General features: G+C 65.8%; 16 protein-coding genes. 10 read left to right on the top strand and 6 right to left on the bottom strand.

Annotation, left to right across the window (positions count from 1 at the left end):
* Positions 1 to 47: 47 nt before the first annotated feature.
* The gene (gene gudD, locus AC097R_RS17160; protein ID WP_479599402.1) at positions 48 to 1,400 is read left to right on the top strand and encodes a glucarate dehydratase; all 1,353 of its coding nucleotides are present in this window, start codon (positions 48 to 50) and stop codon (positions 1,398 to 1,400) included.
* Here the strand turns inward: gudD and AC097R_RS17155 are convergent.
* On the bottom strand, positions 1,397 to 2,833 hold the full coding sequence (locus AC097R_RS17155; protein WP_479599401.1) for an 8-oxoguanine deaminase: 1,437 nt from the start codon (positions 2,831 to 2,833) through the stop codon (positions 1,397 to 1,399). The two genes, gudD and AC097R_RS17155, sit on opposite strands and share 4 nt — an antisense overlap.
* A 176-nt stretch (positions 2,834 to 3,009) precedes the next feature.
* Between AC097R_RS17155 and AC097R_RS17150 the strand changes: the two genes are divergently transcribed.
* From AC097R_RS17150 to AC097R_RS17130, 5 genes are all read left to right on the top strand, one after another.
* Positions 3,010 to 4,374 (top strand): glycerate kinase type-2 family protein, encoded by a 1,365-nt coding sequence (locus tag AC097R_RS17150; protein WP_479599400.1) that lies wholly within the window; start codon positions 3,010 to 3,012, stop codon positions 4,372 to 4,374.
* 84 nt (positions 4,375 to 4,458) lie between these two features.
* Complete coding sequence (locus tag AC097R_RS17145; protein WP_479599399.1) at positions 4,459 to 5,109, top strand: Crp/Fnr family transcriptional regulator; 651 nt, start codon at positions 4,459 to 4,461, stop codon at positions 5,107 to 5,109.
* Between the two features lie 231 nt (positions 5,110 to 5,340).
* Positions 5,341 to 6,855 carry a diguanylate cyclase domain-containing protein gene (locus AC097R_RS17140; protein WP_479599398.1) on the top strand — a complete coding sequence of 505 codons (1,515 nt, stop codon included), beginning with the start codon at positions 5,341 to 5,343 and terminating at the stop codon, positions 6,853 to 6,855.
* Positions 6,839 to 8,311 (top strand): sensor histidine kinase, encoded by a 1,473-nt coding sequence (locus AC097R_RS17135; RefSeq protein WP_479599397.1) that lies wholly within the window; start codon positions 6,839 to 6,841, stop codon positions 8,309 to 8,311. The genes AC097R_RS17140 and AC097R_RS17135 overlap by 17 nt, the downstream gene beginning before the upstream one ends.
* Positions 8,308 to 8,940, top strand: coding sequence for a response regulator transcription factor (locus AC097R_RS17130; protein WP_479599396.1), 633 nt, complete (start codon positions 8,308 to 8,310; stop codon positions 8,938 to 8,940). Before AC097R_RS17135 ends, AC097R_RS17130 begins: the two co-directional genes overlap by 4 nt.
* Before the next feature lie 78 nt (positions 8,941 to 9,018).
* Here AC097R_RS17130 and AC097R_RS17125 read toward each other — a convergent pair whose 3' ends face one another.
* On the bottom strand, positions 9,019 to 9,954 hold the full coding sequence (locus AC097R_RS17125; RefSeq protein ID WP_479599395.1) for an NADP-dependent oxidoreductase: 936 nt from the start codon (positions 9,952 to 9,954) through the stop codon (positions 9,019 to 9,021).
* Between the two features lie 16 nt (positions 9,955 to 9,970).
* On the bottom strand, positions 9,971 to 11,041 hold the full coding sequence (locus tag AC097R_RS17120; RefSeq protein WP_479599394.1) for an alkene reductase: 1,071 nt from the start codon (positions 11,039 to 11,041) through the stop codon (positions 9,971 to 9,973).
* A 125-nt stretch (positions 11,042 to 11,166) separates the two neighbouring features.
* Between AC097R_RS17120 and AC097R_RS17115 the strand changes: the two genes are divergently transcribed.
* The 3 genes from AC097R_RS17115 to AC097R_RS17105 all read left to right on the top strand — a co-directional run bounded on the left by AC097R_RS17115 (position 11,167) and on the right by AC097R_RS17105 (position 13,411).
* Positions 11,167 to 12,042: a LysR family transcriptional regulator gene (locus AC097R_RS17115; protein ID WP_479599393.1), complete on the top strand. Its 876-nt coding sequence runs from the start codon at positions 11,167 to 11,169 to the stop codon at positions 12,040 to 12,042.
* A gap of 178 nt (positions 12,043 to 12,220) precedes the next feature.
* Positions 12,221 to 12,718: a GlcG/HbpS family heme-binding protein gene (locus AC097R_RS17110; protein ID WP_479599392.1), complete on the top strand. Its 498-nt coding sequence runs from the start codon at positions 12,221 to 12,223 to the stop codon at positions 12,716 to 12,718.
* 9 nt (positions 12,719 to 12,727) lie between these two features.
* Positions 12,728 to 13,411 carry an ankyrin repeat domain-containing protein gene (locus AC097R_RS17105; RefSeq protein ID WP_479599391.1) on the top strand — a complete coding sequence of 228 codons (684 nt, stop codon included), beginning with the start codon at positions 12,728 to 12,730 and terminating at the stop codon, positions 13,409 to 13,411.
* Here AC097R_RS17105 and AC097R_RS17100 read toward each other — a convergent pair.
* Positions 13,408 to 13,701, bottom strand: coding sequence for a helix-turn-helix domain-containing protein (locus AC097R_RS17100; RefSeq protein WP_479599390.1), 294 nt, complete (start codon positions 13,699 to 13,701; stop codon positions 13,408 to 13,410). The two genes, AC097R_RS17105 and AC097R_RS17100, sit on opposite strands and share 4 nt — an antisense overlap.
* Before the next feature lie 64 nt (positions 13,702 to 13,765).
* Here AC097R_RS17100 and AC097R_RS17095 point away from each other — a divergent pair, with 64 nt between their 5' ends.
* On the top strand, positions 13,766 to 14,602 hold the full coding sequence (locus AC097R_RS17095; protein ID WP_479599389.1) for a phytanoyl-CoA dioxygenase family protein: 837 nt from the start codon (positions 13,766 to 13,768) through the stop codon (positions 14,600 to 14,602).
* 19 nt (positions 14,603 to 14,621) lie between these two features.
* Here AC097R_RS17095 and xdhB read toward each other — a convergent pair whose 3' ends face one another.
* Positions 14,622 to 16,952 carry a xanthine dehydrogenase molybdopterin binding subunit gene (gene xdhB, locus AC097R_RS17090; protein WP_479599388.1) on the bottom strand — a complete coding sequence of 777 codons (2,331 nt, stop codon included), beginning with the start codon at positions 16,950 to 16,952 and terminating at the stop codon, positions 14,622 to 14,624.
* Entirely contained in the window at positions 16,949 to 18,427 is a 1,479-nt protein-coding gene (gene xdhA / locus AC097R_RS17085) for a xanthine dehydrogenase small subunit (protein WP_479599387.1), read from the bottom strand. Before xdhA ends, xdhB begins: the two co-directional genes overlap by 4 nt.
* Positions 18,428 to 18,489: the final 62 nt, after the last annotated feature.

Below are 18,489 nucleotides of genomic sequence, written 5' to 3'. Positions count from 1 at the left end.
ACTTGTAGGGGCGCCATGTCGAGTGCCTCGCTGAGGAGACTTAACCCATGACTACCCCCCAGTCCGGCGCCGTGCGTGGCGCCCCCACCATCACCGCCCTGCAAGTCATCCCCGTCGCGGGCCATGACGGCATGCTGATGAACCTGAGCGGCGCCCACGCCCCGTTTTTCACGCGCAACATCGTTATCCTCACCGACAGCAGCGGCAACACCGGCGTGGGTGAAGTACCCGGTGGAGAGAAGATCCGCCAGACGCTCGAAGACGCGCGTCCGCTCGTGGTGGGCCAGCCGCTGGGCAGCTACAACGCCATTCTGAACCGCATGCGCGAAGCCTTTGCCGCGCGCGACAGCGGCGGGCGCGGTCTGCAGACGTTTGACCTGCGCATTGCCATCCACGCCGTGACTGCGGTGGAAAGTGCCTTGCTCGATCTGCTGGGCCAGTTTCTCGATGTGCCTGTGGCGGCCCTGTTGGGTGACGGCCAGCAGCGCGACAGCGTGGCGGTGCTCGGCTACCTGTTCTACGTGGGCGACCGCAACCAGACCGATCTGCCCTATATCAGCGAGCCCGACCAGGCCGACGACTGGAAACGCCTGCGCCATGAGAAAGCCATGGACGCAGACGCCGTGGTGCGTCTGGCCGAAGCCGCACATGCGCGTTATGGTTTCCAGGATTTCAAGCTCAAGGGCGGCGTGCTGCGCGGTGAAGAAGAAATTGAAGCCGTGACTGCGCTGCACAAACGCTTCCCCAAAGCCCGCATCACGCTGGACCCGAACGGTGGCTGGTTGCTCAAAGACGCCATACGCCTGTGCCGCGACCAGCACGACGTGCTGGCCTATGCCGAAGACCCGTGTGGTGGCGAAGGCGTGTTCTCGGGCCGCGAGGTGCTGGCCGAATTCCGCCGCGCCACGGGCCTCTTGACTGCCACCAACATGGTGGCCACCGACTGGCGCGAACTCGCGCATTCGCTGGCGCTGCAGTCGGTGGACATTCCGCTGGCGGATCCGCATTTCTGGACCATGCAGGGCTCGGTGCGCGTGGCGCAGGTTTGCGAGACTTGGGGCCTGACCTGGGGTTCGCACTCGAACAACCACTTCGACGTGTCGCTGGCCATGTTCACGCATGTGGCGGCGGCCGCGCCCGGCAAAGTCACGGCGATTGACACCCACTGGATCTGGCAAGACGGCCAGCGCCTGACCAAGGCACCGCTGCAGATCGTCGGCGGGCAGATCGCCGTGCCGGCCAAGGCGGGCCTGGGAGTGGAGCTGGACATGGTGGAAGTGGAGAAAGCCCACCAGCTCTACCTGCAGCACGGCCTGGGCGCACGCAACGACGCCATGGCCATGCAGTACCTGATACCGGGCTGGGCGTTTAACCCCAAGAGCCCCTGCCTGGTGCGCTAGGTCGGGCCGGCCGCCAGTTGCAGCGCCAGCCGGTTGTGGCGCTCCATGAGCGGGCCCAGGTCCACGGTTTCCAGATGCCCTTCGCGCACCACCACCCGGCCATTGACCACGGTGTAGTCGGCCTGCGGGCTCGCGCACAGCAGCAGGCTGCCCACGGGATCGTGCACGGCGCCGCCCGCAAAGCCCAGCGTGTCCAGGTCAAACAGCACCAGGTCGGCGCACATGCCCACGGCCAGGTGGCCAATGTCTGCACGGCCCAGCACCTGCGCACCACCGCGCGTGGCCACGCTCAGTGCATCGCGTGCGGTCATCTCGGCCGGGCCCAGGTCGCAGCCGAAGAAGGTTTTGCCATCGCGCACTTCAGGTGCTTGCATGGCGCGGCCCACGCGGGCCAGCAGCAGCGCCTGGCGCGCTTCGTTGACCATGTGTGCTGCATCATTGCTGGCGCTGCCGTCCACGCCCAGGCCCACGGGCACACCGGCGTTCAGCATCTTGCGAATGGGCGCGATGCCGCTGGCCAGCCGCATATTGCTGCACGGGCAGTGCGCCACGCCGGTGCGGCTGGCGGCAAACAGGCTGATGCCTTCGTCGTCCAGCTTCACGCAGTGCGCGTGCCACACGTCATGGCCCAGCCAGCCCAGGTCTTGTGCGTACTGCGTGGGCGTGCAGTTGAATTTTTCCTGCGAATAGGCCAGGTCGTGGTCGTTCTCGGCCAGGTGGGTGTGCAAGCGCGCACCGTACCTGCGGGCCAACAGCGCCGACTCGCGCATCAGATCGCGGCTCACGCTGAACGGCGAACAGGGCGCCACCGCCACGTTCAACATCGATCCATGCGACGCATCGTGGTACTGCTCGATCAGGCGCTGCGTGTCTTTGAGGATGAAGTCTTCGCGTTCCACCACCCGGTCCGGCGGCAGACCGCCTTGGCTTTGCCCCACGCTCATGCTGCCGCGCGTGGCCACAAAACGCATGCCGATCTCGGCCGCCGCTTCGATGCTGTCGTCGAGGCGCACGCCGTTGGGGTAGATGTAGAGGTGGTCGCTGCTGGTCGTGCAGCCGGAGAGCAGCAGCTCGGCCATCGCAATTTGTGTGCTGACCTGCACCATCTCGGGCGTGAGCCCGGCCCAGATCGGGTACAGCCCGCGCAGCCAGCCAAACAGCTCGGCGTTTTGCACCTGGGGAACAGCCCGCGTGAGGCTTTGGTACATGTGGTGGTGCGTGTTCACCAGGCCCGGAGTGACCAGGTGGTGGCAGGCGTCGATCACCTCGTCAGCTTGCAGGGCCTGCGGCGGCAAATCAGCGGTGACACCGATGAAGGCAATGCGGTTGCCCTCGATGTAGATCGAGGCATTGCGCAGCTCGGTGGATTGCGCCGGATTGGTATTGTCAAAAGTAGCAATAGCCCGCGCGTTGTGGATCAGCAAAGTGCCCATGTCAGAGTCTCTCCGTCAAACAAGTCTGCCACCTGCAAAGGTGGGTCCTGCCGAGGCCGAATCCCGCTGGATGGCTGCAAGAGCCGCCAGAGGCGAGCACCACGTTGCCGAGCATCCCGGGCTGTGCTTGCGCATTGCGCCTGTGGATTTTGCCCCAGTTCCTTCAAAATAAAGCGATGACCATGCCAAGCCCAACTCCCCCCGCCCATTTTTCTGACCTGGCCCCGCGCGACGTGCTGACCCAGCTCTATTGGGCCGCCGTGCACCAGGCTCTGCCAGCCCACACTTTGGCGGGGTTCCTGCCGCCCGTGCCCAAGGGCCGCACGCTGGTGCTGGGCGCCGGCAAAGCCGGTGGCGCCATGGCCCATGCACTGGACGCGTTGTGGCCGCAAGACGCACCCATGTCGGGGCTGGTGGTCACGCGCTACCACCACACCCCGCCACGCCCGGCAGACGCCGCGCCCCAGCGCATTGAGGTGGTCGAGGCCGCCCACCCCGTGCCCGATGCGGCCGGGCTGGCGGCGGCGCAGCGCATCCTGGCGTTGACCGACGGCTTGACCGAAGACGATTTGGTGATTTGCCTGATCTCGGGCGGCGGCTCGTCGTTGTTGACCCTGCCTGCGCAGTGGCAGGGCGGTGGTATCACGCTGGAAGACAAGCAGCGCATCAACAAGATGCTGCTGGAGAGCGGCGCCAGCATCCAGGAGATGAACTGCGTGCGCAAGCACCTCTCGGCCATCAAGGGCGGGCGCCTGGCTGCAGCCTGCTACCCGGCGCAGGTGGTGACGCTCTTGATCAGCGATGTGCCGGGCGACGACCCCAGCGTCATCGCCAGTGGGCCGACCGTGCCCGACCCCACCACCTGCGCCGATGCGCTATCAATTTTGAAGCGCCTGGCGCAGGTTTCATCGGGGCCAGAGGCCGATTTCATTGTGGAAGCCCTCGAAGACGGCACGCTGGAGACGCCCAAACCCGGCGACCCGGTGTTTGCCCGCAACACCGTGCATCTGATCGCCACGCCGCAACAGTCGCTCGAAGCCGCGGCCGCGGCCGCGCGCGCCATGGGCCTGACCGCGCACATCCTCAGTGACGAGATGGAGGGGGAGGCGCGCGAGGTGGGCAAGGTGCACGCGGCGCTGGCACGGGCCGTGGCGCTGCGCGGTGCGCCGTTTGCGCGGCCCTGTGTGATCCTGAGCGGCGGTGAAACCACGGTCACGGTGCGCCCGCGCCGCGAAGGCGCCGCCAAGGGCCGGGGCGGGCGGGCCGGTGAATTTTGCATGGGCCTGGCCCAAGCGCTGCAGGGGCAAGCCGACGTCTGGGCCCTGGCCGCCGACACCGACGGCATTGACGGTGTGGAAGACAACGCCGGGGCCCTGGTGGCGCCCGACACGCTGGCGCGCGCCAAGGCCGCAGGCCTCTCGCTGGCCGATTGCCTGGACCGCAACGACGCCGTGGGCTTCTTCGCCCCGCTGGGGGACCTGTTCACCACCGGCCCGACCCACACCAATGTGAACGACTTTCGGGCCTTGCTGGTGCTCTGACCTCCTTGCCGGGGCACGCTCCGGCCTGCGCAAAGCTTGATGTGCCTCAAAGTGCGGCGCCCCAAGGCGCGGCACAGTGCTGCCATGTTGGCCCCCGCTCCGTCCCTCTCCGCCCTGTGGGCGACTTACCCCGCCCAGATCCGGCCCGCCGGGGCCCTGCTGGTGCGCCGCGGCGAGCCCACTACCGAGGCGCTGTACCTGGAGGCTGGCCAGGTGGTGCAAGGCGTGCAGGGCACAGTGCTGCTGCAGGGCGCGCTGCTGGAGCATCCGCTGGGCACGCTCACCGGCCCCTGCTGGCTGGACGCCGCTTCTGCAGTGCTGGCCCAGCCCGCTGCCATGGATGCGGTCACCCAAACGGCGGTACGGCTGCGTGCCGTGCCGCTGGCGGTGTTCCAAGCGACGTTGGCAGACGCCAGCAAGCTGATGCGCAGTGTTCTTGCCGACATGGCCCATGCCCATCGCCAGCAGACCGAGCTGACCGTCAACCGCCTGGCCAAAGGGGCCGAAGCACGCTGTGCCGCATGGCTGCTGCGCCATGCCGAGCTGACCGAGCAGGGCGGGTGCGCGGTGCAGCTGCAGCAGCGCAAACGGCTCATTGCCGCCCAGTTGGGCATGGCGCCCGAAACCCTGTCGCGCGTACTGCGTCACCTGCGTGAGCGCGGCCTCATCGGCGGTTCAGGCCGGGTCGTCCAACTGGTGGACACACAGGGCTTGCGCGCCCTAGCCGGCGTCTAGCGGCTGCGCTGCCTTCCCGTTATAGTGGTGTCAAGCATGCCGATGCCGTCAAGAGAACAAGGTGGCATGGCAGTGTCTGGCCCGGGGTGCCGCTAGGAACCTGGTCTGGCATGTCTTCATTGGGAGATGCAGATGACCCTTCTGGCGGACCTGTCGGCGCCAGCCCTACCCGTTCGAAAGCGCAGGCGACTTTTTGTTGTCGTCTGGATTTTCGTGTCCGTGGTGGTGGGTGTGTTCGTACTCACGTGCCTGAGCATCTCCTTGCTGTCGGCCGTGCGTGCCTATGTGGAAGGCGAGGGCCTGTGGTCCAAGGGGCAAAAGGACGCCCTCTACGCCCTGACCCGCTACACCCTGTATGCCAAGGAGGCGGACTACACCTCCTACCAAGCCGCGCTGGCCGTCAACCAGGGCGACCGGCAGGCCCGTATCGAGCTGGAAAAGCCATCCCCTGACTACGACGTCGCGCGGGCTGGTTTTTTGCAGGGGCGCAACCACCCGGACGATATCGATGGCATGGTGTTCCTGTTTCGGCGCTTCCGGCGGCTGCCCGATATCGACAAAGCCATCACGATCTGGGCCGCCGCCGACCACCATCTTGAAGAGCTGACGCGGGTGGGCGAGCGCATCCACGCGGCCGTGGGTGCGGGTCCGTTGCCCCCCGAGAAGATGCAGCAGTTTCTGCTGCAACTGCACGCCATCAATGACCAGCTCACGCCGCTGGAAGACAACTTTTCCTACACCCTGGGTGAGGCCGCACGCAAATACACGCAGGTGATTGTGGTGGTGGTGTTTGTGGCCGTGTTGCTGATGCTCGCGTTGGCCTACTGGGCCTCACGGCGCTTATTGCTGCAGTTTGAGGTCACCCAAGAGCTGCTGCGCAAAGGGGAGGAGCAGCTCAAGAACGTGTTGCAGTTCGCCCCCTTGCCTATCGTCATCGTGCGCTTGTCGGACGAAGGCGTGGTCTATGTCAATGACCGTACCCGCAGCGAGTTCGGTTTGGGTGATCGGCCACTGGAAACCCTTCGCCCCCGTGACTTTTATGTGAACAGCGCTGACCGTGATCGCATGGTCGCCGCTGTGCAAGCCTCCGGCCGCGTCTCGGACCTGGAGCTTTTGCTGAAAGACGCCAATGGCAAAGTATTTTGGGGGCTGTATTCATCCCAGCGCATCCGCTATGGCGGGCACGAATGCGTGATGACAGCGCTGCTGAATGTGGACGAACGCAAGCGCGCGCACGACGAGCTGAGTTACCGGGCCTACCACGACGCGTTGACCGGCCTGCCCAACCGCGCCATGTTTATGGACGCCCTCAAACGCACCTTGCACCGCATGGAGCGCAGCGAGGGCGCCACCTCGCTGCTGTTCATCGACCTGGACCATTTCAAGACGGTCAATGACCGCCTGGGCCACGAGACTGGCGACCTGCTGTTGCAGCAGGTGGCGCTGCGCATTCAAGACTGTGTGCGCGAGGGCGATCTGGTTGCCCGCCTGGGGGGCGATGAGTTTGTGGTGCTGGTGGAGGGCAGTGACGATGCCCACCGCATGGCCGAAAAAATCCTTGCCGTGTTGCGCCCGGAGTACCAGCTGGGGGACCATGCCGTGTGCGTCACGGCCAGCATCGGCGTGAGCTGCTTCCCGCAGGACGGCACCGAACTCAACGGTCTGCTCAGCGCGGCCGACTTCGCCATGTACCAGGCCAAAACCCAGGGCCGCGATGGCGTGCAGTTTTATGCCCGTCCTCAGTAGGGGGTGGTTCCTTTGGGCCGCCGCGTGGCTGCTGGGCGCTCTGGCGGGCGGTGCTTGGCTGCTGATGCAGTCCATGGACCGCAGCCAAGCCGACTTTGAAACCGACGCCCGCATCGCCCACCGCATCTTGTCGCAGCGCGCGCTGCAGCACGAGGCGGTGCTGGCCACGCTGAGCCTCATGCAGCCCGAGCTGGACAGCCGTCTGCCCGCGATCTACCCGCAGTTCCTGGCCATGTGGCAGCGCTCACCCCACCAGACCTGGCCCGTAGATACGGCGCTGGCCGCGGACCTGAGTGCCGCCGAGGCATCGAAGGGGGCGCCCGAACTGGCGCGTGCAGATTTCGCCGCAGGCCGGTTCTGGATCGCCATGGCCGCGGCCAGCGGCGCGCCCGATGCCGCGTCGTATGCGCTGGAGGTGTCGCTGCCGCTCATGGTGCCCTGGGCCGACTGGCCCTTTGGTGATGGGCCCGAGGCGGCCACGGCGCGCCACACCCGCGCCTGGCTGGAGCTGGGCACCGCGCGCTGGCAGATCCATGCGGGCGACGACCGCGCGCTGCGCCGCTTTGTGTTCCGCAAGCACCTGGCCGCCGCCAGCCAGCCTTTCGACATGGTGGCCGAGCGCAGCTATGGCCTGGCAGACCTGCCTTGGTTGCCATGGCTGGCCTGGCTAGTGGGCTGGAGCCTGGCCCTGGCCGCACTGGCCAGTGCACTGCGCCAGCGCCGTGCGCGCCAGCGCGCAGAAGAACTGCTGCGCCTGGGCCAGGTGTCGCGCCTCAACGCGCTGGGCGAGCTGGCCGCCGGCCTGGCCCATGAGCTGAACCAGCCGCTGACCGCGGTGCTGGCTACCACCCAGGCCACCGTGCGCCTGCTGGCCGACGACCCGCCTGATGTGGCGCAGGCCCAGGCGGCGATGGAGAAGACTGTGGTGCAGGCCCGGCGCGCCGCCGAGGTGGTGGCCCGCCTGCGCCGCGCCATCGAGCGGCCCAACACCGGCACCACCACACCCGTAGACGTGGCCCAGGCCGCACGCGATGTGCTGCAGCTGCTGGAACCCGAATGCCGCAAGCGCGCGGTGGCCGTGCAACTGCAAGGCCCCACATCGCTGCGGGCGCTGGGTGACCCGGTGGCGCTGGAGCAAATCCTGCACAACCTGGTGATCAACGCGTTGAGCGCGCTGGAGCAGGTGCAGGGCAGGGCGCGTGTACTCACGCTGACGGTGGAGGCCGTGGCGCCCGCCACGGTGCGCCTGTCTGTGCAAGACAACGGCCCCGGTGTGCCGGCCGCGCTGGCCAATCGATTGTTTGAACCCTTTGTGAGCGGGCGCCCCGGTGGCCTGGGGCTGGGCCTGAGTCTGTGCGAAACCCTGGCCGCCGAGATGGGCGGCCGCATCCGCTACACGCCGGCGCAACCGGGTGCCGTGTTTGTGTTGGAGTTGCCCGCAGGAGACAACGCATGAGCGCCGCCGAATCCCTGTCTCCCCTCATCCACCTGGTGGACGACGACGAGCCCGTGCGCGAGGCGCTGGCGTTGCTCATCGGCACCGTGGGCCTGCGCGTGCAGCCCTGGGCCGACCCCGAACGGTTTCTGGCCGAGTTCGACCGGCATAGCCTGGGCGCCGTGGTGCTGGACATGCGCATGCCCGGCATATCCGGCCTGGCGGTGCTGGAGCAGCTGCAGGCCGCGGGCGTGGACCACCCCGTGGTCATGCTCACCGGCCACGGCACGGTAGACCTGTGCCGCCGCGCCTTCAAGGCCGGTGCGGCCGAGTTTCTGGAAAAACCGGTGAACGACGAACTGCTGCTGGACACTCTGCAACAGGCCGTGCGCCGCCACGTCAAATCCCGCCAGCGCCACGCCGCCGACCAGGCCGCGCGCCAGCGCTACGCGGGCCTGACCGAGCGCGAGCGCGAGGTGCTGGGGCTGATCATCGAAGGCCTGACCAACAAGGAAATCGGCCGCGCCATGGCCGTGTCACCGCGCACGGTGGAAACGCATCGCGCCAACCTGTTCGAGAAGCTGGAAGCGCCTTCGCTGGCGCATTTGATTCGGCACTATGCGGCGTTGGTGGAGGAGGGGGACGGATGAGACGGCGTGGCGGTGTCGGCTGAAGATGCCAGTGCGATTAACTTTCTTGCTCGACGTCTCCAGCCATTGCAGGATGGATTAGCGCGAGAAGTCCGCCACGACCTTGCCGATGCGTGGGCCGGTGCGGTTGCGCTCAATGGCAGCAGGGATGTCGTTGAAACCCACGACGTCGCTGAGTTTGGAGACCAGCGAGCCTTGGGCAATCTCCGCAGCGAGCCGCGCCAGCAGCGTCGCGTCCGCCTTGTTCACGAACCACAGTCCACGGCGGCCGACGGGGGTGCGCGCTAGGATGTCGGGCGCTGCTGCGCTAACGATGGCGCCGTCCTTGGTTAGCACGTCCCACGAGCGGTCGAGCACTTCACCGCCAACGTAGTCGAGCACCAAGTCGATGTCCTGCGCCACCGACTCGAAGCGTTGGCTCCGGTAGTCGATCACATGGTCTGCGCCCAGGCTGCGCACGTAATCCAGGTGGGTGGCGGACACAGTGGCAAAGACTTCGGCACCCGCCTGCTTGGCGTACTGCACGGCATAGCCGCCCAGCCCGCCCGCTGCACCGTGGATCAGGATGCGCTGACCTGCGGCGATGGGCCCCGCCTGGTGCAAGCTCAGCCAAGCAGCCACTGCCGCCACGGGGATGCCGGCCGCCTGCACATCGTCCAGGCCCGCAGGCGTGTGCACTAGGTTCGCCTCTGCGACCGCGACGAACTCGGCGTAGGCGCCCAATCGGCCCAGAGGCCCCATGACGCGGTCGCCCACCTGAAAGCGCGAAGCCCCCGGCCCGACCGCCTCGACGGTGCCCGCCAGTTCAATGCCCAGCACGGCGGGCAGTTGCACGGGGAAAGCCTTCTGGACGAGGCCTTCGCGGAATTTCCAGTCGATGCCGTTCACGCCAGCCGCGCGAACGCGAACCAGCACCTGGCCGTCGTCGGCGACGGGTTTGGCAATCTCGGCGACCTCGGCGGCAGAAGCACCGCCATAGGCGCGGACCAGTATGGAGCGTTGAGTGGTTGTCATATGAAGTTTCTCCTGTTCAGGCCGCTACGCTGACTAAGCTGGGGTAGTCGGTATATCCCTTGGCATCCCCACCGTAGTAAGTGGCGTGGTCCGGTGGGTTCATCGGTGCGTTGGTCTTGAGGCGTTCGACGAAGTCGGGGTTGGCCAGCACCATCTGTCCGTAGGCTTCCAGCTCGGCAAGGCCCGACGCCAGATCAGTGCCGATCTGTTCGCGTGCGCGCCCCGGCCGATTCACGATGAGCGTGCCTGTCCAGAGCTTGCGGATGTCTGCCACCAAGGCGTCGTCGCCCACGTGCATCACATGCACATAGGCCAGGCCCAGCTTGGCGAGTTCAGTGATCACATGGCGGTAGAGGGCTGGCGCCTCGGAGCCCTCATCGATGCCCCACAGCTTGGCGCCGGGAGAAAAGCGGATGGCGGTCCGGTCCGCGCCGATTTCTTCGGCGATCGCTGTCGCCACCTCGATTGCGAAACGGGCCCGGTTCTCGGCCGATCCACCGTACTGGTCGGTGCGGGTGTTGGCGCTGGGGGCGAAGAACTGCTGGATCAGATAGGCATTCGCGCCGTGGATCTCGACCCCGTCGGCACCGGCTTCGATCGCCCGGCGCGCGGCCAGGCGGAAGTCTGCCACGGTCTGGCGAATCTCTTCGGTGGTCAGCGCGCGGGGCTCGGGGATGGGCTGCATGCCGGTCATCGTGAACATCGGCGCGCCGGGAGCAATGGCCGAGGGCGCCACGGCCTGCCGGTGGTGGGGCGTGTTGTCGGGATGGGACATGCGCCCCGCGTGCATGAGCTGGATGAACAGGCGCGAGCCCTTGTTATGCACGGCCTGGGTGATGGCCTTCCAGCCGGCGACCTGGGCATCGGTGTAGATGCCGGGAGTGCAGAGATAGCCCTGACCGTCGTCGGAAGGCTGCGTGCCCTCGGAGGCGATCAGGCCGACGCTGGCGCGCTGGGCGTAGTAGGTGACGGCCAGGGCCTTGGGCGTGCCGTCGAATTCGGCGCGTGAGCGGGTCATCGGTGCCATCACGAGGCGGTTAGAGAGGGTGTAGCGGCCGACTTGGACGGGGCTGAAGAGTGGGGTCATGAGGATCTCCTGAAGGGATGGGAAGAAAAGGCTTTCTTGGATACGAAGCCGTATCTTCGATTAACCCATCAATAAGATAAAGATGGTTTAATGAGAATGATTGATCCATATATGGCACTATAAAGATGGAATATCTGAACGACATGGCTCTGTTCGTGGAGGTCGTGAAGGCCAAAAGCTTTCGCGCGGCGGGCGACGCGACAGGGGTGCCTAACTCCACCTTGTCGCGCCGTATCGGGGCGCTGGAAAAGTCGATCGGCCTGCGCCTGCTGCACCGCACGACCCGCAGGATCGAGCTGACCGAGGCGGGGGAGATCTATTACGAGCGGTGTCGGCGCATCGTCGAAGAGGCGCGGATCGCGCATGAGCAACTGGGCGAGATGCTGGCCCAGCCCAGCGGCGTGCTGCGTGTCTCGTTGCCGGTGGACTTCGCAACTATCTACCTGGCGCCGCTGATCGCGGAGTTCGCCCGCCGCTACCCTGGCATCACCTTCGAGTTGGACCTCACTCCGCGCAGGGTGGACCTGGTGACCGACCCATTCGATGTCGCCATCCGCATGGGTGAGCAACCCAGTTCAACACTGATCGCACGCCAACTGGCGCGCCTCACGCCCTACCTTTATGCGTCGCCCAGTTATCTGAAGAAGGCAGGCGAGCCGACCGATCCAGCTGAGCTTGGGCAGCACGAGTGCCTTGGCTTCTCGAAGGTCGGCCCGTGGGTACTCCATAGAGAGGAGGAAACAGTCGAAGTGCAAATCGGTCGACGTTTCATCGCCAATAGCGTGGGCATGTACCGCAGCCTCGCCGTCCTGGACCAAGGGGTCGCCCTGCTGAACGAGGGCGTCGTCGCGGATGATGTGGCCGAGGGGCGCTTGCGTCGCGTCCTGCCTGGCTGGCATGGAAGCCCCATACCGGTGTACGCCTTGACCGAAACGCGGCTGTTGCCTGCCAAGACGCTGCGCTTCATTGAGTTTTTGCAGGAGCGACTGGTTGCCCAATAAGAGGGAAGAGAGACGAAAGTCCGCTTTGATTTGCACAGTTCCCAATCGGATCCCTCTCCGTATTTCTACGGACCCCCACGCGTAAGCCTACGAATACCCCGCAGCGCCTCCTTTTTCTACAGTTCTCCCAACGGCAAACAACTGTCTGCCGTCCCTTAAAACCCTTTAGGAGAACCGTATGAACAAGTCCCTGTCTGCCCTCGCCATCGCTTCCATCGCCCTGTTCGCCGCCGCTGGTGCGCAAGCCCAGGCCGTACGCACCGAGCACAACATGTCGCTGGACCTGGCCAACCGCATTGCCACGGCCGCTGTGGCTTCGTGCCTCGACAAGGGCTACGCCGTGACCACCACCGTGGTGGATCGCGCGGGCACCGTACGTGCCGTGCAGCGCGCTGACAATGCCGGCCCCCACACCGTGGAAGCCAGCCGCGCCAAGGCTTACACCTCCGCATCGGCCAAGAACACCACGCTGGCCATGATGGAAAACGCCCAGAAGAACCCCGCAGCCGCCACGCTGGTGTACCTGCCCGGCATGCTGCTGGTGGGTGGCGGTGTGCCTGTGAAGGTGGGCAATGAAGTGATTGGTGCTGTGGGCATTGGCGGCGCACCTGGCGGCCACCTGGACGAGCAGTGCGCCGTGGCGGCTCTGGCCACCGTGGCTGACCTGCTGAAGTAAGGTTTCGCCATGCGCCAGTCTCTTTCCGCCATTGCTATTGCCTGGGCTCTGCTGGGGCTGGCCCCCGCCCAGGCGCAGGTTGCGCCCAGCGCGGCCCAGGCCGCACAGTACACCGGGCTGCTGGGTGCCGCGCACCGCGGCGACGTGGCCAAGCTGCGCACCCTGCTGGCGGCCAAGCCGGCGCTGGAAGTGCGTGATGCCCAGCAACGCACAGCGCTGCATGTAGCCACCTATGCCAGCCAGCGCGAAGCGATTCGCCTGCTGGTGGCGGCCGGAGCCGACCTAAACGCCATGGAGTACCAGCAGTACGACCCGGTGACCATTGCGGCGGTGGCCAATGACGAAGAGACGCTGGCCCTGCTGCTGCAGCTGGGTGCCAGTGCCAAGAACACGACGAGCCCTTATGAGGGCACGGCGCTGATCGCCGCTGCGCACCTGGGCCACGCAGGTGTGGTGCGCCAGCTCATTGCGGCCGGTGCGCCGCTGGACCATGTGAACAACCTGCACTGGACGGCGCTGATCGAGGCCGTGGTGTTGGGGGATGGCGGTGCGCGCCACACCGACATCGTGCGCCAGCTGCTGGCGGCAGGTGCCAACCCCAGGCTGGCCGACCGCAGCGGCAACACGCCGCTGCAACTGGCCCAGGCCCGGGGTTACCAGGCCATGGTGCAGTTGCTGCAGGCGCGGCCTTAGTCTTCCGCCTTCGGCACCAAGGTATAGGCCGGGTGCTGCCCCGTCAGCAGCAAAAACATGGCGAACATGGGGCCTTGCATGCAGCGCTCGTCGGTGGGGCTCTCCAGCGCCTGCCAGGTGCGGGACTGCAGGCCGCCGCGGCTGCCGGTTTGCAAGGAATAGCCCATCAGCTCTGCCGCCTGGGCCTGGTTCAGCCCGGCCGCCAGGCGCGCGGCCTTGAGTTGTTCGCCCGTGGGAATGGGCATGTTCAGCATGATGGGGATGGTCTTGAGTTCGTTGACTGCTTGCATTTTATTAGTTAATATTCATTGAATTATTAGTAATATTTGTTAGATCGACGTTTAGGAGCACCAAATGACATCCGATGCAGGATTTGACGACAAACTCTCATCCCAATTAGAAACCCTGAAAACCGATGGCGTGGTGGGCCTGAAAGGTGCCTTTACCCCAGAGTGGGCTGACGCCATACGCGAAGACATGATGACAGCGTTCTGGGACGCTATCCAGCGGCCAGGGGGCGCAGTGGGTCGGGGTCCACGCCGATGGTATGTCGAGATTCATCCGCAGCAGTTCCGGGGTTTCGTCGATCTGGTGACCCACCCTTGGGTCGTTGCCATGTGCAAAAACGCTCTCGGGCCCGACTACCAAATCGTGGAAATTGGTTTTGACGTTCCTTTTCAGGGCGCGAAGTACCAGCCCTGGCATCGCGACTTTCCGTCTCCCACCGATACCTACCGTGACCGGAAAATCACATCGCTGGCGTTCAACCTCACGGGAGTGGACGTGACCGAGGACATGGGGCCGTTCGAAGTGGCGCCAGGCACCCAATACGACGACGGCCGCGAATGGAAACACCAGATGTTCCCCGACAAGTCGCTGTGGTCGCGCTTCGAAGAGAAGGCCACACGCAAATACCCCCAGCGTGGCGATATTTCGTGCCGGTCTGCCTTAGCGGTCCACCGCGGCACGGAACACCTCTCGCCCATCGCCCGCCCCGTGATGGTGCTGGGCGTGGACGCCCCCGGCGCGGGACACGCGCAGCTCCACGACATGATGGTGACCAAGGCGTGGAGCGACGCGCTGCCGGACATTGCGAGACAGCATCTGGTGTGCCGCATCGTGGATGAGCTGGTGCCCATCACCCAGAAGCACGGTATCGAAGGGCTGGTGATGGGAGCCGAGCGCACCTGAAGAGAGTGGGGTGCTGGCCTTAGTGCAAGGCCTTGAGCACGTTCTCTGCGGTCGCGGGCGCGGTCAGCCGCACGGCGGCGCCATCGCCCCGTGCCTGCGCCACCGCGTCGCGCAGCGCCTCATACACGCTGATGGCCAGCATGAACGGCGGCTCGCCCACGGCCTTGCTGCCAAACACGTTGTCTTCGCGGTTGGGCTCGGGCCACAGGTCCACCTTGAAGTGCTCGGGCACATCGCCCGCAGTGGGAATCTTGTAGGTGCTGGGTGCGTGGGTGCTGAGGTAACCCTTGTCGTTCCACACCAGCTGCTCGGTGGTCAGCCAGCCCATGCCCTGCACAAAGCCGCCTTCGATCTGCCCCACGTCAATCGCCGGGTTGATGCTGCGGCCCACGTCGTGCAGGATGTCCACTTTAAGCACCCGGCTCTCGCCGGTCAGCGTGTCGATGACGACTTCGGTACACGCTGCGCCATAGGCAAAGTAGTAGAAGGGGCGGCCGGTCAGGGTGGTCTTGTCGTAGTGGATCTTGGGCGTGCGGTAGAAGCCATCGCTCCACAGCTGGATGCGGTTGGCATAGGCCAGCTTCACCACCTCGTCAAAGCTGCGCGTGGCCACGGGCGAGAACACCTCGCCACCCTTGAACTTGATGGCGCCGGCACCGCAACCGTCCAGCCCGCAGACGAAGGCCGCCAGGTTGTCGCGCACATGGCGGGCTGCAAATTGGGCGGCGCGGCCATTCAGGTCGGTGCCCGCGCTGGCCGCGGTGGCCGATGCGTTGGGTACCTTGCTGGTGTCGCTGGCGGTGCACAGCACGCGCGCAAACGGAATACCCAACTCGTCCGCCACAATCTGCGCCACCTTGGTGTGCAGGCCCTGGCCCATTTCGGTGCCGCCGTGGTTCACCTGCACGCTGCCGTCGGTATAGACATGCACCAGCGCACCAGCCTGGTTGAACAGCGTGGCGGTGAAGCTGATGCCGAACTTGACCGGTGTGATGGCAATGCCGCGCTTGAGCACCGCGCTCTGTGCATTCCATGCAGAAATGGTCTCTACCCGGCGTCGGTATTGCGCAGACTGCTCCAGTTTTGATAGCAGAGGTTGGAGGATGTTGTCCTCTACCTTCATCTGGTAGTGGGTGGTGTCCCGCTTCTTATCGGTGCCCGCAATGGCCTCGTCGCTGTACAGGTTGCGCAGGCGCACATCCAGCGGGTCCAGCCCCAAATGGCGGGCAATGTCGCCCATCACCGTCTCGATCAGGATCACGCCCTGCGGCCCGCCAAAGCCGCGGAAGGCGGTGTGGCTTTGCGTGTTCGTCTTGCAGCGGTAAGACGTAATGTCCACATCCTGCAGGTAGTAGGCGTTGTCGCTGTGGAAGATGGCGCGGTCGGCCACGGGGCCCGACAGGTCGGCGCTAAAGCCGCAGTTCACCGCCATCTGCAGCTGCAGCGCGGTCAGGCGGCCACTGTCGTCGAAACCCGCGCGGTATTCGTAGGCAAACGGGTGGCGCTTGCCGGTGACCATGAAGTCGTCGTCGCGGTCCAGGCGCAACTTCACGGCGCGTTTGGTCTTCACCGCGGCCACGGCGGCCCACACGGCCAGATGGCCGGCCTGCGTTTCCTTGCCACCAAAGCCGCCGCCCATGCGCCGGCACTCCACGCGCACGGCGTGGTTGTCGATGCCCAGCGCGTGGCTTACCCAGTGCTGTACCTCGCCCGGGTGCTGGGTGCTGCTGTAAATCCACCACTGGTTTTGCTCCAGCGGCATGGCGTAGGCAATCTGCCCCTCCAGGTAAAAGTGCTCCTGGCCGCCCACCTCCAGCGTGCCGTGCAGGGTGTGCGGCGCCGCGACCAGTGCGGCGGCGGCGGCATCACCGCGCTTCACGGTCACGGGCGGCAGCACAAAGCTTTTGGCGTCCAGCGCCTGCTGCACGCTCAGCACGGCGGGCAGCGCCTCGATGTTCAGCTTGACCTTGCGCGCCGCGTGGCGCGCCTGCATGGCGGTCTGCGCCACCACCACGCCCACCACCTGGCCGACAAACTGCACGGTGTCCATGGCAAACACGGGCTCGTCGCCCGCAAAGGCCGCCAGCATGGGGTCGCCGGGAATGTCCTCACTCAGCACCACGCTCACCACACCGGGCATGGCCAGCGCGGCGCTGGCGTCCACGCCCAGCAGCTTGCCGTGCGCCACGGTGGAGAGGATGGGCGCTGCGTGCAGCGTACCGCGCACCTCGGGCAGGTCGTCGATGTAGTGCACGGCGCCGGCCACTTGGGCCACGGCGCTTTCATGCGCATGCGACACGCCAGCGGCGTGCGAAGCAGTCAGTCCCGCGATAGGGGTGTTGGCGTTCATGCGGTTTCTCCTTCCAGCACAAAGCTTTCCAGATTGATGGCGGCCAGGCCCTGGCTCTCCAGCCAGTAGCGCTGCAGCAGGTTGCCCAGCACCTCGGTGCGGTAGGCGCCGCTGGCGCGCATGTCCGAGATGGGCGAGAACTCGGCGCGCAGTGTGGCCATGGCGGTCATCACGGTGTCGGCCGTCCAGGCTTGGCCGGTGAGGGCCGCTTCGGTCGCGCGGGCGCGCACTGGGGTGGCGGCCACGCCGCCTACGCCAATGCTGGCATGCGCCACCTTGCCGCCCACGATGTGCAGGTTCAGCGCCAAGCAGACGGCCGAGATGTCGTCCTCAAAGCGCTTGGAGATTTTGTAGACCCTGGAGCGTTCTTTTTCAACCGCCTTGGGCACCTTGATCCAGGCCAGCACCTCGTCTGGGGCCATCACGTTCTTGCGGTAGCCGGTGTACAGGTCTTCCAGCCGCAGCTCGCGGTGCACCACCTTGCCTTTGCGCAGCGCCATCAGCACCACGTTGGCACCCAGCGCAATCAACAGCGGCATGGAATCGCCAATCGGCGAGCCATTGGCCACATTGCCACCCAGCGTGCCAGCGTTGCGCACCGGCAGGCCGGCAAAGCGGCTGGCAAAAGCGCCCAGCTGCGGCCGGTCGGCCACCAGCGCGGCAAAGGCGTCGGTCAGCGTCACGGCGGCGCCAATGGCGATGTGGTGCGGGTACTGCTCCACACGGCGCAGTTCGGCCACCTGGGTCACGTCCAGCACCTGGGGAAAGTCCATATGCATCTTGTTGACCCACAGGCCCACGTCGGTACAGCCGGCCACGATTTGTGCCTGCGGGTACTGCGCGCGGGCGGCAAGCAGCGCAGGCAGCGTGGCGGGTGATTTGTAAGCCAAATCGGCCTCTAGCCCCCGTGGAATATGCGCGAGCAGCTTCAGTTTTGATAGCACTCTGGCTTCGTCCACCGGCACCGCGGGCAGGCCCAGCATGGTCTGGGCGGCGTCCAGAATCGGCCGGTAGCCGGTGCAGCGGCAGAGGTTGCCGCTGAGGGCGTGCAGGGCGTCGGCCCGGGTGATGGGCTGGCCGGCATGGGCGTGCTGCTGGTACAGGCCAAACAGGCTCATCACAAAGCCGGGGGTGCAAAAGCCGCACTGGCTGCCATGGCACTGCACCATCGCCTCCTGTGCGGGGTGCAGGCAGCCGTCGTCCGCGGCAATGTCTTCCACGGTCCAAAGTGCCTTGCCGTCCAGGCTGTGCGCCATCTTGATGCAGCTGTTCACCGCCTTGGTCTGCAGCTGGCCGTTGACTTCTTCGCCCACCACCACGGTGCAGGCCCCGCAGTCGCCTTCGTTGCAGCCTTCCTTGGTGCCGGTGCAGTGCAGGTCCTCGCGCAGCACCTCCAGCAGGGTGCGGGTGGGGGGCACATCGGCCAGCGTCACGATCTCGCCGCGGCGGATGAATCTCAAAACTTGGGTTGTCATGGAATGGGTTCCTCGTGCGGGAGGGTAAGTCGGGAGTGGCATCGCTCCCATACGCATTAGCA

Source organism: Rhodoferax sp. ZS1R25, from assembly GCF_056521335.1.
The sequence above is the reverse complement of the archived record's forward strand: the minus strand, read 5'-3'. Positions and strand labels throughout refer to the sequence as shown.

What these genes read in the sequence shown, in the direction of transcription:
- AC097R_RS17095 (WP_479599389.1), top strand. Translation starts at nt 13,766, where the DNA reads ATGACATCCGATGCAGGATTTGACGACAAACTCTCATCCCAATTAGAA.
- AC097R_RS17120 (WP_479599394.1), bottom strand. Translation starts at nt 11,041, where the DNA reads ATGACCCCACTCTTCAGCCCCGTCCAAGTCGGCCGCTACACCCTCTCT.
- AC097R_RS17105 (WP_479599391.1), top strand. Translation starts at nt 12,728, where the DNA reads ATGCGCCAGTCTCTTTCCGCCATTGCTATTGCCTGGGCTCTGCTGGGG.
- AC097R_RS17150 (WP_479599400.1), top strand. Translation starts at nt 3,010, where the DNA reads ATGACCATGCCAAGCCCAACTCCCCCCGCCCATTTTTCTGACCTGGCC.
- AC097R_RS17130 (WP_479599396.1), top strand. Translation starts at nt 8,308, where the DNA reads ATGAGCGCCGCCGAATCCCTGTCTCCCCTCATCCACCTGGTGGACGAC.
- AC097R_RS17125 (WP_479599395.1), bottom strand. Translation starts at nt 9,954, where the DNA reads ATGACAACCACTCAACGCTCCATACTGGTCCGCGCCTATGGCGGTGCT.
- AC097R_RS17100 (WP_479599390.1), bottom strand. Translation starts at nt 13,701, where the DNA reads ATGCAAGCAGTCAACGAACTCAAGACCATCCCCATCATGCTGAACATG.
- AC097R_RS17155 (WP_479599401.1), bottom strand. Translation starts at nt 2,833, where the DNA reads ATGGGCACTTTGCTGATCCACAACGCGCGGGCTATTGCTACTTTTGAC.
- AC097R_RS17115 (WP_479599393.1), top strand. Translation starts at nt 11,167, where the DNA reads ATGGAATATCTGAACGACATGGCTCTGTTCGTGGAGGTCGTGAAGGCC.
- AC097R_RS17110 (WP_479599392.1), top strand. Translation starts at nt 12,221, where the DNA reads ATGAACAAGTCCCTGTCTGCCCTCGCCATCGCTTCCATCGCCCTGTTC.
- xdhB (WP_479599388.1), bottom strand. Translation starts at nt 16,952, where the DNA reads ATGAACGCCAACACCCCTATCGCGGGACTGACTGCTTCGCACGCCGCT.
- gudD (WP_479599402.1), top strand. Translation starts at nt 48, where the DNA reads ATGACTACCCCCCAGTCCGGCGCCGTGCGTGGCGCCCCCACCATCACC.
- xdhA (WP_479599387.1), bottom strand. Translation starts at nt 18,427, where the DNA reads ATGACAACCCAAGTTTTGAGATTCATCCGCCGCGGCGAGATCGTGACG.
- AC097R_RS17145 (WP_479599399.1), top strand. Translation starts at nt 4,459, where the DNA reads ATGTTGGCCCCCGCTCCGTCCCTCTCCGCCCTGTGGGCGACTTACCCC.
- AC097R_RS17135 (WP_479599397.1), top strand. Translation starts at nt 6,839, where the DNA reads ATGCCCGTCCTCAGTAGGGGGTGGTTCCTTTGGGCCGCCGCGTGGCTG.